Annotated in this window: 7 protein-coding genes, 13 pseudogenes and 1 riboswitch; of the genes and pseudogenes, 5 read left to right on the top strand and 15 right to left on the bottom strand. The window is 61.0% G+C overall.

From position 1 onward, the window contains the following. Positions 1–944 (bottom strand): annotated as a pseudogene (locus tag EIO60_RS03660) (AEC family transporter). A 623-nt stretch (positions 945–1,567) separates the two neighbouring features. Beyond that, a riboswitch (TPP riboswitch) is annotated at positions 1,568–1,664 on the top strand. A gap of 34 nt (positions 1,665–1,698) precedes the next feature. Between EIO60_RS03660 and thiM the strand changes: the two are divergent. From thiM to EIO60_RS03645, 4 genes and pseudogenes are all read left to right on the top strand, one after another. After that, complete coding sequence (gene thiM / locus EIO60_RS03655) at positions 1,699–2,493, top strand: hydroxyethylthiazole kinase (RefSeq protein ID WP_258575921.1); 795 nt, start codon at positions 1,699–1,701, stop codon at positions 2,491–2,493. Continuing rightward, positions 2,490–3,290: a bifunctional hydroxymethylpyrimidine kinase/phosphomethylpyrimidine kinase gene (gene thiD, locus EIO60_RS03650; RefSeq protein ID WP_258575920.1), complete on the top strand. Its 801-nt coding sequence runs from the start codon at positions 2,490–2,492 to the stop codon at positions 3,288–3,290. The genes thiM and thiD overlap by 4 nt, the downstream gene beginning before the upstream one ends. A gap of 147 nt (positions 3,291–3,437) precedes the next feature. Then, entirely contained in the window at positions 3,438–3,572 is a 135-nt protein-coding gene (locus tag EIO60_RS16475) for a hypothetical protein (RefSeq protein ID WP_374058114.1), read from the top strand. Further along, a pseudogene (locus EIO60_RS03645) lies at positions 3,573–4,001 on the top strand (beta/alpha barrel domain-containing protein); the annotation flags it as partial. Between the two features lie 281 nt (positions 4,002–4,282). Here EIO60_RS03645 and EIO60_RS03640 read toward each other — a convergent pair. The 14 genes and pseudogenes from EIO60_RS03640 to EIO60_RS17235 form a co-directional block, all read right to left on the bottom strand. Next, positions 4,283–4,593: pseudogene (locus EIO60_RS03640) on the bottom strand (FCD domain-containing protein); the annotation flags it as partial. 72 nt (positions 4,594–4,665) lie between these two features. Then, positions 4,666–6,092, bottom strand: a pseudogene (locus EIO60_RS03635) (mannitol dehydrogenase family protein). Between the two features lie 64 nt (positions 6,093–6,156). Continuing rightward, a pseudogene (locus tag EIO60_RS03630) lies at positions 6,157–7,431 on the bottom strand (MFS transporter). A gap of 165 nt (positions 7,432–7,596) precedes the next feature. Further along, positions 7,597–8,579: pseudogene (gene manD, locus EIO60_RS03625) on the bottom strand (D-mannonate dehydratase ManD); the annotation flags it as partial. A gap of 400 nt (positions 8,580–8,979) precedes the next feature. Continuing rightward, entirely contained in the window at positions 8,980–9,885 is a 906-nt protein-coding gene (yegS, locus tag EIO60_RS03620) for a lipid kinase YegS (RefSeq protein ID WP_258575919.1), read from the bottom strand. 228 nt (positions 9,886–10,113) lie between these two features. Further along, a pseudogene (gene trhP / locus EIO60_RS03615) lies at positions 10,114–11,348 on the bottom strand (prephenate-dependent tRNA uridine(34) hydroxylase TrhP). A 117-nt stretch (positions 11,349–11,465) separates the two neighbouring features. After that, positions 11,466–11,570: pseudogene (locus EIO60_RS03610) on the bottom strand (two-component system response regulator BaeR); the annotation flags it as partial. A 110-nt stretch (positions 11,571–11,680) separates the two neighbouring features. Beyond that, positions 11,681–11,839, bottom strand: a pseudogene (locus tag EIO60_RS03605) (PIN domain-containing protein); the annotation flags it as partial. Between the two features lie 62 nt (positions 11,840–11,901). Further along, complete coding sequence (vapB, locus tag EIO60_RS03600) at positions 11,902–12,135, bottom strand: type II toxin-antitoxin system VapB family antitoxin (protein WP_258575918.1); 234 nt, start codon at positions 12,133–12,135, stop codon at positions 11,902–11,904. A gap of 66 nt (positions 12,136–12,201) precedes the next feature. Then, positions 12,202–12,843 (bottom strand): annotated as a pseudogene (locus EIO60_RS03595) (efflux RND transporter permease subunit). Further along, entirely contained in the window at positions 12,788–12,931 is a 144-nt protein-coding gene (locus tag EIO60_RS03590) for a hypothetical protein (RefSeq protein ID WP_258575917.1), read from the bottom strand. The pseudogene EIO60_RS03595 and the gene EIO60_RS03590 overlap by 56 nt, the downstream one beginning before the upstream one ends. A gap of 78 nt (positions 12,932–13,009) precedes the next feature. After that, positions 13,010–14,832 (bottom strand): annotated as a pseudogene (locus EIO60_RS17245) (efflux RND transporter permease subunit); the annotation flags it as partial. A gap of 46 nt (positions 14,833–14,878) precedes the next feature. Then, positions 14,879–15,514, bottom strand: a pseudogene (locus EIO60_RS17240) (efflux RND transporter periplasmic adaptor subunit); the annotation flags it as partial. After that, complete coding sequence (locus EIO60_RS17235) at positions 15,505–15,651, bottom strand: hypothetical protein (RefSeq protein WP_508278734.1); 147 nt, start codon at positions 15,649–15,651, stop codon at positions 15,505–15,507. The gene EIO60_RS17235 and the pseudogene EIO60_RS17240, both read right to left, overlap by 10 nt. Positions 15,652–16,076: 425 nt before the next feature. Between EIO60_RS17235 and EIO60_RS03565 the strand changes: the two are divergent. After that, positions 16,077–16,917 (top strand): annotated as a pseudogene (locus EIO60_RS03565) (aldo/keto reductase). Positions 16,918–16,959 lie beyond the last annotated feature (42 nt).

The following is a 16,959-nucleotide window of genomic DNA, read 5'->3' as shown; positions in this document are numbered from 1 at the left end:
TTAGTAGCCCGCCAGCGTCATCAGCAGCATCCACAGCAGCGTAGTGACCGCCGCAAACAGCGTTGAAAACAGCATGCTGGCCGCCGCCGGGCCGGTCAGCACGTTGAACTTCTAGCGATATCAGGTAGACGTTGACGCCCACCGCCATCGATCCCAGCAGCACCACTACTCGACTCTCCGGCGGCGGCAAACGCACCAGCCAGGCAATGGCGCAGACGGTCATCGGCTGCAGAAACAGCTTCAGCAAACGGATGGTATAGCTTTCGCGCAGCCCGTCGCGCATGCGGTAGTGCGCTAGGCTCATGCCGAGCGTCACCAGCGACAGCTGCGCGGCGATAGTTCCCAGCATGCGCAGCGGCTCGGCGGCGATAGTCGGCAGCGGCTGCTTTAACACGCTCCAGGCGGTGCCGCTGAGGATGCCGATAATCAGCGGACTTTTTGCCACGCCGAGCAGGGTGCCGCCGATGCCCTGCAGCGAAACGCTGCCCTGTTTCGCCCACACCACCGACAGCGTCAGCAGCGTCCAGAGGATCAGGCTGTTGAACACCAGCACCAGCGCCACCGAGGGCAGCGCCTGCGGGCCGAGCAGCACCGTCGCCACCTGAATGCCGAGCATTACGTTATAGGAAAAGATGCCGCCGAGGGCAAAAGCCGTGCCGGCAACGCCGTCGAGCCTGAGCAGGCGCGCGGCCAGCACGCGCCCAAGAATAAAAATCAGCAGCCAGCAGCAGCCGTATATCCACCGGCGGGCTTTTGTAGAAGTCACTCATTACGCGAAACAGCATGCAGGGCAGGGCGACGTTAAAGACAAAGCGGTTCATCCCTTCGCTGATAGTGACCGGCCACTTGCCGAACCGCGTCAGCGCGTAGCCAAGAAAAATTAGCACAAACAGCGGAGCGGAAAGGTAAATCTGATGCGTAAGGGTACCAAGCAGGCTGGACATGGTGAACACAGAGTCTGGGTTAGATAACATCAACTTAACATGTTGACGTCAGAACCGTCACCCGCCTGCGTCTAATTAACCGGCGCCTCTAGCCCAGCCAGCATCGCGCCTGCGTATCGCTAATATCGCGATAGTAGACGCGATGGATAACGGCATAGCAGGTGCGGCAGCGGGCGGAAACAAAGGTGGAAAAGTAGCACCGGCCGCTGGGCGCTGGCGCGTGCGATATGAATATCCTGCCAGCGGTGACGGTGTGGGATAAGCGAGAAAAATTTTATCGGGCTCCTCTGCTACGGGTAGAGGTGAGTAAAACGTTAAAACGCCGTGAAATTCACGGGATACGTCGCGATAGCACGGGCAAGCGGTGCTCAGGCACCGCTGGTGTGGAGACGGGCGTTTCGTTCGCTGAAGGGGCGGCGCATCTCTTGGCTCAGTTCTTTGCTATCGATATAATATAAGTTGTTGTGTCGTTATCCGCTGAACGTTAAACCCGCAGCATTAGGCCTTTTTTTCACCGCGTGCTGGTTGATCGAGATCATGCAGACGGGCACTAACTGGTAATACCTCTCTTTCGGGGTTGGGGAGTTGCTTTCAGCGTCCGCCTCTCCTATGCTGCTGGCGTAACACACGACTCGGGGTGCCCTTCTGCGTGAAGGCTGAGAAATACCCGTATTACCTGATCTGGATAATGCCAGCGTAGGGAAGTCAGATGCCTGACCGCATTCGCCTTCTTGTTCGCCGGTTGGGAGTGATAATGATCCTTCAACCTCAACGCTTTTCCGACGCGCACTTCGCGCCCCTTCTCGCCCGCTTCGTTCAGCGCCAGCCGCTGGTGCACTGCATGACCAACGATGTGGTACAGAACCTCACCGCCAACGTTTTGCTGGCGCTACACGCCTCGCCCGCCATGGTGATCGATCCCGAGGAAGCGGCGCAGTTCGCCGCTGTCGCCGACGCGCTGCTGATCAACATCGGTACCCTGACGCGCGACCGTCGCGACGCGATGCTGGCGGCGGTACAGGCCGCCGAGTCAGCGCAGACGCCCTGGGTGCTCGATCCGGTGGCGGTAGGTGCGCTGCGGCTGCGCAGCGCGTTCTGCCAGCAGCTGCTGGCGCGCCGGCCGGCCGCGGTGCGCGGCAACGCCTCGGAAATCCTGGCACTGGCCCAGCGGGACGCAGGCGGGCGCGGCGTCGATACGCGTCACCAGGCGGAGGCGGCGCTGGATGCGGCGCGCGCACTGGCGCAGGCGCACCAGACCATCGTGGCGGTCAGCGGCGAGGTCGATTACGTCACCGACGGGCAGCGCACGCTGAGCGTGGCGGGCGGCAGTGCGCTGATGACGCGCGTGGTGGGCACCGGCTGCGCGCTCTCCGCCGTGACGGCCGCCTTTTGCAGTTTGCCGGGCGATCGGCTGAGCAACGTCGCCAGCGCCTGTCGCGTGATGGGGGGCGCGGGCGAACGCGCCGCCGCGCAGACGGACGCGCCGGGCAGCTTCGCCACGCTGCTGATCGATGCCCTGTGGCAGCAGGCACAGGAGGCGCGCGCATGAATCGCATCAACGCCTTAACCATTGCCGGCACTGATCCCAGTGGCGGCGCCGGGATCCAGGCGGATCTCAAGGCCTTCTCGGCGCTCGGCGCCTACGGCACCAGCGTGATTACCGCGTTGGTGGCGCAAAACACCTGCGGCTTGCAGTCGGTTTACCGCATCGATCCTGACTTCGTCGGCGCGCAGCTCGATTCGGTGCTCAGCGACGTGCGCATCGATACGGCGAAAATCGGCATGCTGGCGGAAACCGCTATCGTAGATATGGTGGCACAGCAACTGAAACGAGCCGACATCCCGTTTGTGGTTCTGGATACGGTAATGGTGGCGAAGAGCGGCGACCCGCTGCTGTCGCCAGACGCGGTTGCCAGCGTGCGCGAGCGGCTGCTGCCGCAGGTGTCGCTGATCACGCCCAACCTGCCGGAAGCGGCGGCGCTGCTCGACTGCGCCCCGGCGCGCAGCGAAGACGCCATGCTGACGCAGGGCGAAGCACTGCTGGCGCTCGGCTGTCAGGCGGTGCTGATAAAAGGCGGCCACCTCGGCGACAGCGAAAGCCCGGACTGGCTGATCACGCGCGACGGCGCGACGCGCTTTACCGCGCCGCGCGTCAATACGCGCCATACCCACGGCACCGGCTGCTCGCTCTCCGCCGCGCTGGCCGCGCTGCGGCCGCGTCATGCCGACTGGGCGCAGACGCTGCGCGAGGCCAAAGCCTGGCTGCAGCAGGCGCTGATACAGGCCGATACGCTTGAAGTGGGCAAGGGGATTGGGCCGGTGCACCATTTTCACCGCTGGTGGTAGGGCATCCGGTGGGCGGGCGCGACATTCTGCTGTGGATCCGTCTGAAAAATGGAGTCAGCAATTTGCATCGCGATCCTGAGATGTCCAGGATGAGGGGGTGCGAACCGGTGCGCGCCGGTTCATTTCCCCATTCTGACAGGAGTTAACATGACGGATATCGTACTGTTGCTGGGCCAGGACGCAGACGTGCTGCTTCAACACCGCTGCATGGCGCTGCTGCGCAATATGCAGACGCTGTACAATACCGGCCGCCTTGCCGGCACCGGCTACCAGCGACTTTAAAAAGAGGGCATGGACTATCATGTCAGCGCCGACCTCACGGGGCAGGCCAACCATCTGGCCGCGACCATGGGCGCGGATATCGTCAAGCAGAATCTGGCGGACAACAACGGCGGCTACAAGGCGGTGAAGTTCGGCCATACCGACGAGCGCGTCTACAGCACGCTGACCAGCGACAATCCGATCGATCTTGTACGCTACCAGCTGGCGAACTACTATATGGAGCGCGCCGGGCTGATCAACTCCGGCGGCGCCTCGGCAGGGGAGACGGATATCGCCGAGTCGGTGCGCACTGCGGTTATCAACAAGCATGCGGGCGGCATAGGGCTGATTCTGGGGCGCAAGGCGTTTAAAAAATCGCTGAAGGATGGCGTGGCGCTAATCAATGCGGTGCAGGATGTTTATCTGGCCAAAGAGATCACCATTGCCTGATTAAGCCTGGCTTGCTCGCCATTTCCCGCACTGGCAGTGCTCGGTCTTGGTTCACATACTCGGGCCTGCTCCCAGGCCCTGCGCGCTGGCCGTGCGCGAGCTGGCTTCGCCGCCGACGGCTTAATCTGGTGTGTTTGTCGACAGGCATATGACGGGCCTAGTGGTGGTTTAACTGCGTATTTGTCGACGGATTCAGCGGGCTTGCTCGCCGGAGCGTCATAAAAAAAGGCCAGCAGAGCGCTGGTCTTTTTCTGTCTGCTACGCTTGCGGGATCTGGGCGACTCGAACCACTCGCTGTTGCGCTCGGCGATGGGCGTAATCGAAAAAATCATCTTCTGCAGATGGCGGCGTATCGCCGCTTCGCCGCATCGGCATCGTGATTTTTCAGTGCCGACAGGATCTCTTCATGCTGCTCAATCAGGCTCTCCGACGGCGAAACCTCGCTCAGCGTCAGAAAGCGCACCCGGTCCATCGCCGCTTTGATATTTTCCACCGTCTCCCACGCCAGCGCGCAGTCGATGCTCTCGGAAATCAGGCGATGAAACTCATCGTCGAGACTGAGGAACTCCTGGCTGTCGTGACGGCTGGCCGCAGCCAGCCCGTTGGGAAAGTGTCAGTCTAATCAGCATGCTTTTACTGCGCCAGCGCTTTTAATACTGAACAATTACAGCGAGTTGACGACCTGCGCGACAGTGGCGCGCGCGCCCTGTTTGCGCAGCTGCAGCCAGAAGCGCGTCAGCGTCGCCACCACCGTTTCGTTGCGCGCCAGATCCTCGCCAAACACCGCTTTCATCTCCAGCAGCGCCCGGACGCGCGCTTCGCCTTCCGAGCTGTTGGCCACGTGCTGCGCCAGCTCCGCCTGCTGCGGATCGCGGATGGCGATCGGCGCGCCTTGCTCATCCAGTCGGCCATTCCCAGCAGCAGCAGATCGCAGTTGCTGCCGTTGCGCAGATGCCAGCGCACGCTGTCCAGCAGACGCTGCGGCAGCTTCTGCGTGCCGTCGGTGGCGATTTGATAGGTGCGATGCTTGATGGCGCGGTTTTCATAGCGGGCAATCAGCGAGTCGGCGTAGGCGGTTAAATCCACGCCCTGGGTGCGCAACGTCGGCGCCTGCTGCTCCAGCATCAGCCGGCGCGCGGCGGTGCGCAGACTGGCGTCGGCCATGCAGTCGCTGATGTGCTCATAGCCGGCGAGGAAGCCGAGATAGGCCAGAAACGAGTGGCTGCCGTTCAGCATGCGCAGCTTCATCTCTTCGAACGGCAGCACGTCTGCCACCAGCTCCGCGCCTGCGTTTTCCCACGCCGGGCGGCCGCTGACGAAATTGTCCTCGATCACCCACTGGAAAAACGGCTCCGCTTCCACCGCAACCGGATCGCTGCTGCCCAGCCGCGCCTCCAGCCGGGTGAAGGCCTCGTCGGTCATCGCTGGAACGATGCGATCCACCATTAGAGGGGAAGGTGACCTGCTGCTGAATATCGCTCGCCAGCGCCTCATCCTGCCGCTGCGCCAGCTGGACGATAACGTTGCGTGTCACGTGGCCGTTTTCTGGCATATTGTCGCAGGACATCATGCTGAACGGTGGCAGGTCCGCGTCGCGGCGGCGGAGCGCCGCAAGGATCGGCCCGGCAGCGAACACGGCGCGTCGGGATGGGCGATATCGTGCAGGATATCGGGATGCTGGGGATTGAGATCGCCGTTGGCGGGATGGTGACAGTAACCTTTCTCCGTCTCCGTCACGATCGCTACGTCCGGCTGGCTCATGGCGGCGATCAACGCCTCGATGTTATCGCCTTTGCCGTGCAGCGCCTAGGTGATAACGCCGATCACCCGTGTATGCAGCGCGTCGTCGGCCATCTCGGTAAGGGTATACAGGTGATCCTGCTGGCGCAGCGCCTGAATCAGCTCGCCGCTGTTGAGGTTGACTTCGCAGTAGCCCCAGTCGATGCCCTGTTCCGCCAGTTTGTCACTACACAGCGCCTGATGCGCGCGGTGGAAGGCGCCGAAGCCGATATGCACCTTCCGGGTTTTCAGTTTGCTGCGGTCGTAGCGCGGGCGGAGTACGTCGGAGGGAAGGCGATCGATCTCTAACATAATCCGTCCTTATGGCATACGGGGCGTCCTGCACTCCGTGATTCAGTCATGTAAAACGCGTTACTTACGCCGAAACCGGCTTGCTGCTCGCTTTCGGGCTACGGATGACAAACAACACTAAGAAGGCACCGATGGCGGCAACCGCGCCAGCCAGCACAAAGGCGCTGTCGAATTTGCCGGTGTGCTGCACGATAAAGCCGGTGACAATGGGGCCGATAATGCCCGACAGGCTGCCGACAAGGTGGATAAAGCCGCTGATGCTGCCAACGCGGCTTTTGTGCACCACATCCTGAATAATCGCCCAGTAGATCTAGATCGCGCCGGTGATGTAGAGGAAGAAAATCGACACCGACATCATCATTACCGCAGAATTGACCTCTTTACCGTACCCGCCAGCGCCATACAAACGGCGGCGAACAGTGAGACCACCAGCACAATTTTGGGCGGCAACAACAACTTGCCGGTGATATTGAAAATCTTGTCCAAAATCCAGCCCCCGAGCGCCAGGCCGACGATCCACGGGATCATGGTGGTGATAGACATTGATTTGATGTCGAGGCCGTGCGCCTGCACCAGATAGGCCAGGAACCAGCTCAGGAAAAGAACAGAATGTAGTTGTAGCAGAAGAAGGCGAAGGCGGTGACTAGGATAATCGGCTGGCGCAGATAGTAGCCAAAGCCGTGCGACGCGTGCACCAGATCCGCCTCTTCGCCAGGCTGCTCCTCTTTCAGCTTCTCAACCAGCGCTCGCTCCTGCGGCGACACCAGCTTGCTTTTAGCCGGGTTATCCGCCGAGACGAACAGCCAGATCGCCATCCACACCAGCCCGATCAGGCAGATGATGACGAACGCGGGACGCCAGCCGAAGGCGAGGGCGAGATAGCCGATAATCGGACCGGCGACGGCGCCGCCCAGCGGCGAGCCAGCGCTGAGCAGGCCCATGGCGGTGGCGGCCTGTTTCTTCGGGAACCAGCCGTTAATCGCCTTGTTGGCCGAGGCGCAGATCGGGCCTTCCGCCATGCCGAACAGCACACGCAGGATTAGCATCGACCAGAAGCCGGTGGCCAGCGCGGTCATGCCGCAGAACAGCGACCACATGCCGACCGCGATGCCGAGCACGATTTTCGGCCCAAAGCGGTCGGTAGCGACGCCGCCGACGAAGTTAAACAGGGCGTAACCAAAAAAGAATCTGCCGAAGATCATGCCGAACTGCTCGGCGTTGATCGCCAGATCTTTTTCCACCAGAGGCAGGGTAAGAGAGAGGGCGACACGATCGAGGTAGTTGATCATTAAACCAGAAAAAGCAGTAGTACGATTGTCCAGCGCAGATTTTTAAACATAGGGTCTCCAACGCTTTTTTATAGTGATATGACGTCGGCAGCGCGCTGCCGACGGAATCCCTGGTGGGGTTGCGCTGCTACGTTGTTAGCACGACCTTACAGCAGGTTCGTGGATCTTTTTCGAACAGGGTCATGGCGCGCTCGATGTAGTGCAGCAGAAAGTAAGTGCAGCGCCGCCGCCATGCAGACTGGCGAGAGATCCGACGGGCCGTTCGAGCCGGTGCGCACCTGATAGAGCGAGGCGATGCGGCGCATGCCGGTGATGCCGCCCGCCCGCGTGGGTAATGGTGGTGCGGATATAGTCGATCAGCTGCTCTTCGATCAACTGTTTTCAGTCCCAGATGCTGTTGAACACCTCGCCCACCGCGATTGGCGTGACGGTATGCTGGCGGATCAGGCGAAAGCATTCCTGATTTTCAGCCGGCGTTGGATCCTCCATCCAGAACAGGCGGTAATCCTCGACGCTTTTGCCGAAGCGCGCCGCTTCAATCGGTGTCAGGCGGTAATGCCATATCGTGCAGCAGGTGCTCGTTGAAGCCGAATTTATCGCGAATGGCCTCAAACAGCTTCGGCGTAAAGTCGAGGTACTTTTCCGTCGACCATAGCTGCTCTTCCTGCCAGTCGCCTTTGGTCGCCGGCTCATACGCTAGCCCTTTGCCTTTCGCCATGCTGTAGGTAGTTTTCATGCCCGGCACGCCGCACTGCGCGCGGATCGCCTTAAAGCCCATCTCTTTATGATTTGCGTAGTCGTCTATCACTTTGTCGATGGTGTGGCCGGTGGTGTGGCAGTAAATCATCACGCCGGTGTGCGATGCGCCGCCCAGCAGCTGATAGAGCGGCATGTTGGCGGCCTTGCCTTTGATATCCCACAGCGCTATATCCACCGCCGAGATAGCCGACATGGTGACCGGACCGCGACGCCAGTAGGCACCTTTATAGAAGTACTGCCAGATATCCTCAATCTGATGGGCGTTGCGGCCGCTCAGCTGCGGACAGATATGGTCTTTCAGGTAGGAGGCCACCGGCAGCTCGCGGCCGTTAAGCGTCGCGTCGCCGATACCAGTGAGGCCGTCATCGGTGGTGATTTTCAGCGTGATGAAGTTCCTGCCTGCGCAGGTGACAAACACTTCAGCGTTAATAATTTTCATCTCTTGTAGCTTTTATTCAGTAAGCAATGCTAAAAAAGTACGCGCAATTACGCTACTACATAAGGTGCGATGCAGAGTTGTGAAGAAAATCACAGAGAGAAAGTTGAGCTCTGCCAGCGGTCGGCAACCAGCGCTAGCTGACGCTTACAGGTTGCATTCACGTTAAAACGCGCGCAGCTTGGCCCGAGGCGCAACGTGTCTCGCGCCAGGGAGAAAACGCCGGGGCATTTTGGAACAACGCAGCGCGTGGGGTCGTTTACGGACGCACCTCATCCCTGAGGTGCGTATCGGCACAGGCCGCGCCGGCAGAGATGCCGCTTTTGCCACTTTGCCATAGGCCATGCTGTGTGCGTCAGCACAAAATTTATCGTTAACGCTGACCTCACAGCGAGGTGCTACCTCAGGCCAGCAGCGCGCACTGCGATGGCAGGCGACAGCTGAGCGCGCCTGGCAGCATCTCAATGGTGAACTCGTAGCCGGACAGCGGCTCGCCATCCAGGTTGAAGGTCATCTCGTTCGGCGAAACGATACGCAGCGACTGCAGCTTCGCCGTCACAATATTAGAATTGTCATCGTTGCTGGTCAGCGAGTGCAGCAGAGTCGGCAGCAGCTCCTGCGCGGTTACGATGCTCAGGTCGAGCAGCCCGTCGTTGATCAGCGCAGATGGACAGAGGCGCTGTCCGCCGCCCGCCTGTCGGCCGTTGCCGATGCCGATCGCTAGGGCGTCGCCCTGCCAGTGGAAGCCAGGGCCAGAAATGGTGCAGCTGTCGGGCTTCAGCGTATCCATGCGCATCAGGCCGTGAATGAAGTAGGAGACGCCGCCCAGCGCCGACTTCAGCTTTTCCGGCGTTTCGGTGGTGATACGCGTGCCGAAGCCGCCGGTCGCCATATTGACGAAATAGCGATCCTGATTGACGCGCGCCAGATCGATAATATGTGCTTTGCCCTGCAGGGCGAGACATAGCGCCCGCTCTATCTCTGCCGGAATGCCGACGCTGGTGGCGAAATCGTTCGCGGTACCGAGCGGAATAATGCCGAGCACCGGCCGTTGCGCGGCTGGCACGGCGGTCAGCGCGGTGGCGATCTCGTTGATGGTGCCGTCGCCGCCGCCGGCGACCACCGTATCGGCGCCCAGCCGCATCGCCTCCTCGACGTAGCGCTTGCCGTCGCCTTTCTCCCAGGTGACGCGTACCGCGATGGCAAAGCCCTCGTCGCGCAGCTGGTTTATCGCGCTACATAGCTCTTCATTGCCGGCGCCTTTACCTTTACCATTCAGGATGAGCAGAGTAAGCGGTTGTTTTTCCATTATCCGTTCCTTGAAAACCCACAATGAGCTGTGCTTATAGCATAGTCAGGGCGAAAAACTTAGGGGAGAAAAGCGGGAAAAAGAAAACCCGCACGGGGGAGCCGGGCGGGTGAATGAGGTGGTTCCTAGTACAGCAGCTATTAGTTGTTACTTGTTCGCAGCAGGCGCGACTATAAAGGAGCGCGCAGCGGCGGTCTGTGATCCTGTTCTAACGTCCCTGGTTTACTTTCAGACCGTGAGTAATTTTCCGTGGGGATCACGCGTGCTGCTGCCATCGGGAAAATTGCGTAGCAGCAGGGCGAAGGCAAGGCTCACCGCTTCGGGCACTGCGATCCAGACGCGATGGCCGTCGCCCGGCGCTACCTCGACCGCCGCACCGCGTCCATCCTGCATCGCCGCCAGGCTGCAGTTGAGATTGCCCTGCGGCGTCATGATCTCCAGCGTGTCTCCGAGGGAAAACTTATTCTTCTCCGCCACCTCTGCCCAGCTGCCGCGGCGCGCCAGCCCTTCCAAGCGTGGTCAGCAGCTGCGGATTGAAGGGTTTGCCGGCGGCGGCAATAGACCTGCGCGGTGCGTGCGCAGTAGTAGAACGATTTGGTGCGCCCCTCGATCTTCAGCGAGTGCACCCCCATCTCGCTCAGGCGCTCAACGTGCGCCACCGCGCGCAGATTCTTTGAGTTCATAATGTAGGTTGCTGTGCTTATTCTCAAAGGCGCTCATCACCTCTCGCCCGGCTTCATCTTCTCTTCCAGCAGGAACACCTTGTTAGTGGGCTGGCCGACGCCGAGCGTCGGGATAATCGCCTGCGGCGCAGGGTGATGGTGCGCGACGATATTGCCCGCTTAATCCTGCTGCCCCTCGGCGACCTTGTACTCCCAGCGGCAGGCGTTGGTGCAGGTGCCCTGATTCGGGTCGCGCTTGTTGAGATAACCGGAAAGCAGGCAGCGGCCGGAGTAAGCCATGCAGAGCGAGCCGTGCACGAGAACACCTCCAGCTCTATCTCCGGCATCCGGCACCTGCCGGCAGATTTCGGCAATCTCCTCCAGCGACAGCTCGCGCGTCAGCCCCATCTGCTGCCATAACTTCACCGTCGCCCAGTTAACCGCGTTGGCCTGAACCGAAAGGTGCACCGGCATCTGCGGAAACGCCTCGCGCACCAGCATAATCAGGCCGGGGTCGGACATGATCAGGGCGTCCGGCGGCATCTCCACCACCGGCGTCAGGTCGCGAATAAAGGTTTTCAGCTTGGCGTTGTGCGGCGCGATATTGACCACCACGTAGAACTTCTTGCCCAGCGCGTGCGCCTCGGCGATCCCTTTGGCAAGGTTGTCATGGGTAAATTCATTATTGCGCACGCGTAGGCTGTAGCGCGGCTGTCCGGCATAGATCGCGTCTGCGCTGTAGGCGAAGGCGTAACACATATTTTTCAACTTGCCCGCCGGGGAAAGCAGTTCGGGTTTCATGGTTGTCTCACTGATGTCAGGTCAGCATGCCGCCTAGCGCGGCCCGTGCCGCGGCCGCACAGGCGGCCTGGCAAAAGGTGCGGAATTGTAGGCGGTGATGCGGGGAAGTTAATTGATCTAAATCAACTGACGCGGATCCACTTCCCAGAGGTAGCCCATGCCGTAAACGGCACGGATAAAGGGCTGGTCGGTGTCGAGCGCTTCCAGCTTACGGCGCAGATGTCAGGCCCGCGCTGCGCGCATGCGCGGCGATATGCAGATCGTTCGCCACGATCTGGCGTCCCTTTACGTTCAAGATCGGCGCGAATAGCGCCGTAATGAAAGGCGGCCCTGGCGTCGTAGCTCAGCACGTCGAGGCGCGAAACAAAATCCTCAACGACGCGTAAATTACGATTGGGGAACTGACTTTTCTCGGCGCCGTAATAGAGTTCCGCCAGCGTAATTGAAGAGATCACCATGCGGCCCAGCTGCGCGTTGAACTTGTTCAGCATCTCTATGGGCCGACGCTTTATCACATAGATAACAATGTTGGTATCCAGCATATAACGATGCATCACAACGCTTCCCGCTCATCGGCTGGCGGCGTGGTTCGCTCCGACATAAAGTCGTCGCTGACGCGCTGCTCGCTCAGGAAAAAACTGGCCCAGGCATGCTCAACCGGCGCGATAATGCGTTCATTGCCCACCGCCCGAACGGTCACGTTTTTTACGTTTTCCGGAAAGCGCACGTCTGCGGGAATACGAACGTTTTGCGTGCGATTACTGGTAAAAATGGTGCCTTGCGACATAAAACGCCTCCTTTATAAGGTGGTTAATCGTTGAGCATTATGCTCTATAGTAAAAGTGTAGAGCAACTACTCGCGCGCCAGTCCGCGACGCTCTTGCCTGCGCCGCAGCTCCGTGCCGTCACCGCTGGTGATCACCAACGGCAGCGCGCCGAACAGCGCGGCCAGCGTGGTCATCAGGATCGGGCGAAAGCTCAGCAGGCAGGCCTGGAAAATGGCGTCGCGCGGGCTCAGGCCGCCGCTGTGCTGCGCCTCAAGGGCGAAATCCTACATCATAATGGCGTTCTTCTTCACTATGCCGATCAGCAGCAGAATGCCGATCAGGGCTATCAGGCTAAAAGGTGTATCAAACAGCGTCAGAGCCAGCAGCGCGCCGACGCCCGCCGAGGGCAGCGTGGAGAGAATGTTCAGCGGATGCACATAGCTTTCGTAGAGCATCTCCAGCACGATATAGACGTCGCCGATGGCGGCGAGCATCAGCCAGAGCCGGCTGCTCTGCGACTGCTGAAATACCTGCGCGGTGCCGGCGAAGCTGCCGCGCACGCTGGTGGGCACGCCGATAGCGGTCATAGTACGGTCGATGACCGCCAAGGCTTCTAACAGCGAGGCGCCTTCCGGCAGGTTGAAGGAGATGGTCGAGGAGGCGGAAAGCCCCTCATGGTTTACCGAGAGAGGCGCGTTGGCGGGCTGACAGCGGGCGAACCACGACAGCGGAATCGCCTTGCCCTCTCTCGTTGATCACGAACATCTGATCCAGCACGCTGATATCCTGAGTATAGCGCGGATCGACCTCCATCACCACTTTATACTGGTTCAGCGGCTGATAGATGGTGGAGATCTGCCGCTATTCGAAGGCGTTGTTGAGAAGTGTGTTGGCGTCGGCGACGTCGATACCGAGGTGCGCCATGCTTTCGCGATCGTAGATCAGCGCCATTTTGCTGCCCTTGTCCTGCTGATCGGAGTTGACGTCCGCCAGCTGCGGCAGGGCGGCGAAGGCCTGACGGATTTTCGGCTCCCATTCGCGCAGCGCCGCCAGATCGTCCGACAGCTGCGAATACTGATAGCTGGCGCTTGACTCGCGGCGGCCGACGCGCAGATCCTGCACCGCGTTAAGGTAGAGATTGGCGCCCGGCTCCTTCGCCAGCTTCGCGCGCAGCCGGGCGATCACCGCCAGGGCGCTTTCATTGCGCTCCGCGAGCGGCCTCAGCGAGACAAACATCGAGCCGCTGTTGGTGCGCATCCCGCCGGTAAAGCCCACCACGCTTTCCACCGCCGGCTCGGCTTTTACGATCACCATAAAGTACGGCAGCTTCTGCCGCATCGCCTGAAACGAGATGCTCTGGTCAGCGGAGATAAAGCCGGAGAGGCGGCCGGTATCCTGCTCCAGCATAAAGGTTTTCGGCACCGGGATAAACAGCCACTCGGTGAGCACGACGGTGCCGAACAGCAGCAGCACCCAGCGCGCGTGGTTCAGCACCCAGCCCAGCGAGCGGCCGTAACCCAGCTGGATCGCCGGCAGCAGCCGGCCCGCGCCGGCGCGGCTGGCTGCGCGCCGCGTTCGGCTTCAGCAGGTAGGCGCACATCATCGGCGTCAGGATAAGCGAGATCACCATCGAGATAGCGATCGCCACCGAGAGCGTAACGGCGAACTCCGAGAAGAAGCGGCCGATCAGCCCGCCGGTCATCAGCAGCGGCAAAAAGACCGCAATCAGCGACAGGCTCATCGACAGCACGGTAAAGCCCACCTCGCGCACGCCGTTCAGCGCCGCCTGCAGCGGCTTCATGCCCGCCTCGACGTGGTGCGCAATATTCCTCCAGCACCACGATGGCGTCATCCACCACGAAGCCGGTGGCGATGGTCAGCGTCAGGTTGTTGATAGAGAAGCCGAGGAAATAGATCACGGCGAAGGTACCCACCAGCGACAGCGGCACGGCGACGGCAGGGATAATGGTTGCCGGCACGTTGCGCAGGAACAGGTAGATAATCATCACTACCAGCGCGATCGCCAGCATCAGCTCGTGCTGGGTATCGGTGACCGAGGCGCGGATATTGGTGGTGCGATCGGTCAGCGACGGCAGCAGCGCGCGGATAGCGTCGGCGGTGGCGATGATATTGGCGCCCGGCTGGCGCTGCACGTTCATCACAATGGCTGGCTCGCGGTTCGCCCAGGCGCCCAGCCAGCGGTTCTCCGCGCCCTGTTCTATGGTGGCGACGTCGCCCAGCCGCACCGGCGCGCCGTTGTTGTAGCTGATAATCAGCTGGCGGTAATCCTCCGCCGACTTCATCTGATCGTTCGCGGACAGGGTGATGGCGCGCTCCGGGCCGTCGAGGCTGCCTTTCGCCGAGTTGACGTTGGCGTCGCTGATGGCCGTGCGCACCTGCTCGCTGGTCAGCCCCAGCGCCTGCACGTTCATCTGCACGCGCACCGCTGGCCGCTGGCCGCCGGAGAGCGTCACCAGCTCGACGCCGGAAACCTGGGAGATTTTCTGCGCGATGCGCGTCTCCACCATATCCTGCACCTGCACCTGCGTCAGCAGCATGCTGCTGGTGGTGACCGCCAGCGTCATGGCCGGCTGCGCGGCGCGGCTGCTTTTCAGCGCGGTGCTTTGCGGCGCAACCACTTCCACCTTCACCCCTTCCGTCAGGCGATCCAGCCCGTCGGTTATCACACGCTCGCCCGCGTTCAGCCCAGCGGTCACGCTTTTTTTTGCTGACCTTGTCGTCGCTGTTGACCACCCAGACAAAGTGGCCCTCGTTGCCCATCTGCAGTGCGGCGGTGAGGATCACAATCGCATCCTGCAGGGTGTTGACCTTCAGCCGCACGTTGACGAACTGGTTGGGAAAGAGCTTGTCGTCCTGATTATCGAAGCGCACCTTCATCTTGATGGTGCCGGTGGTGACGTCGATCTGGTTGTCGATGCTGAGCAGCGTTTCCTGCGTCAGCCGCGTCTGGTTGCTGCGATCCCAGGCCTCGACCACCAGCGGCGCGCCCTGTTTCTGCGTCTGCATAATCTCGGCTAGGTTCTTTTCCGCCAGGCTGAACACCACGTCGACAGGGTGGGGCTGGGTGATCACCACCAGCCCGTTGGTGTCGCCGCTGGTAATATAGTTGCCCACGTCCACCTGCTTCAGGCCGACGCGGCCGTCAATCGGTGAGGTGATGCGGCTGTAGGTGAGGTTGAGCTCGGCGCTGGCGACGCTGCCCTCGTCCGCCTTTAGGGTACCCAGGGTTTCGCTGATCAGCGAGCGCTGGGTATCCAGCTCCTGCTGCGACACCAGCGAGGTTTTCGCCAGCTTCTCAAAGCGCGCCAGATCGCGACGCGCGTTGGCCAGCGTCGCCTGATCTTTCGCCAGCTGGCCCTGCGCTTGGGTCAGTGCCACCTGATAGGGGCGCGGATCGATCTCCGCCAGCAGCTGTCCCGCCTTGACCTGCTCGCCCCCTGAAAGTGGATCGCCATCAGCTCGCCGTCGACGCGGCTGCGCACCGTGACGGTATTGGCGGCGGTGACGGCCTGCACCGGCGCCTTTGCCGCGGTGCGGTCGGGCGCTGCTCTGGGTATCACTGTCGGGCTACGCCGGATGCTGCCACCAGTAGTAGGTGCCCGCTGCGGCGACCGCCAGCGTCAGGAAAATCAGGCCTTTTTTCAACAAGGAAGGTCGGTTCATCTTATTGTTTGCTCTCCAGCTGTATTGCCGTTCCCAAAACGCAGGCTGAAACGCGGTAGCCTGCAAATAGCAGAGTGTAGACTCGCAAAGCGGGCAGAAGTTGAAGGAATTAAGGATATCTGTCAGTCCGACGTAAGTATCCCTTTTAGCACAAACTTATCGCGCAAAGACACATAAAAGGGCAGCTGGCGGTTTGCTATGCTTTTTTGGCAGGGTATGAAAGAAAAGGAGAAAACAATAGCGTCAGGTTGAAACCCGCCAGCTCGGCGACAGCGGCATCCAGGTGCCGCCGCTGGCCTTCGGCGGCAACGTATTCGGCTGGACCCTGGATGAAGCGGGATCCTTCTCGCTGCTGGACGCGCTGGTGGACCAGGGGCTATGGTTCATCGATACCGCCGATGTCTATTCGCGCTGGGCAATAAGGGCGGCGAGTCGGAGACCATTATCGGCAACTGGCTGAAAAAGAGCGGCAAGCGCGACCGCATCGTGCTGGCGACAAGGTCGGCATGGCGCTGTCGCCGGAGAAAGCCGGCCTGAAGCCGCAATATATCCTCCAGGCTGTAGAGGCGTCGCTGCGCCGCCTGCAGACCGATTATATCGATCTCTACCAGGCACACCGCGATGACGAGGAGACGCCGCTGGCAGAGAGCCTCGCCGCGTTCGATTCGCTGATCAAAGAGGGCAAGGTACGCGCTATCGGCGCCTCCAACTACAGCGCGCCGCGCCTGCATGAGGCGCTGGCGATCAGCGAAGCGCACGCGGCTTGGCGCGCTATGAGACGCTGCAGCCCGAGTACAACCTCTACGACCGCGCAGGCTATGAGGCGGCGCTGGAGCAGGTGGCGATGCAGCACGGGCTGGGCGTCATTAACTACTATTCGCTGGCGAGCGGCTTTCTCAGCGGCAAATATCGCCGCGCAGAGGATGCCGGCAAGAGCGCGCGGGCAGGGCGTGGTGGAGAAATACCTCAATCCACGCGGGCTGGCTATTCTCGCCTCGCTGGATGAGATCGCGCACGCGCACGGCGTAACTCCGACACAGGTGGAGGATCTAGTGGGCGCCATGCGGCTGCGGCTGGCGCCGGAAGAATTCGAAAAACTGGCGCAGGCCAGCGCCTGATGTCTCAGACGAGGCAAGGCGCCGCCTCGGCGACCCCCTTCA

This window comes from Candidatus Pantoea persica (assembly GCF_013753875.1).
Lineage (GTDB): Bacteria > Pseudomonadota > Gammaproteobacteria > Enterobacterales > Enterobacteriaceae > Pantoea > Pantoea persica.
Note: the sequence above shows the minus strand (reverse complement) of the source record. Positions and strands in the feature narration are given on the sequence as shown.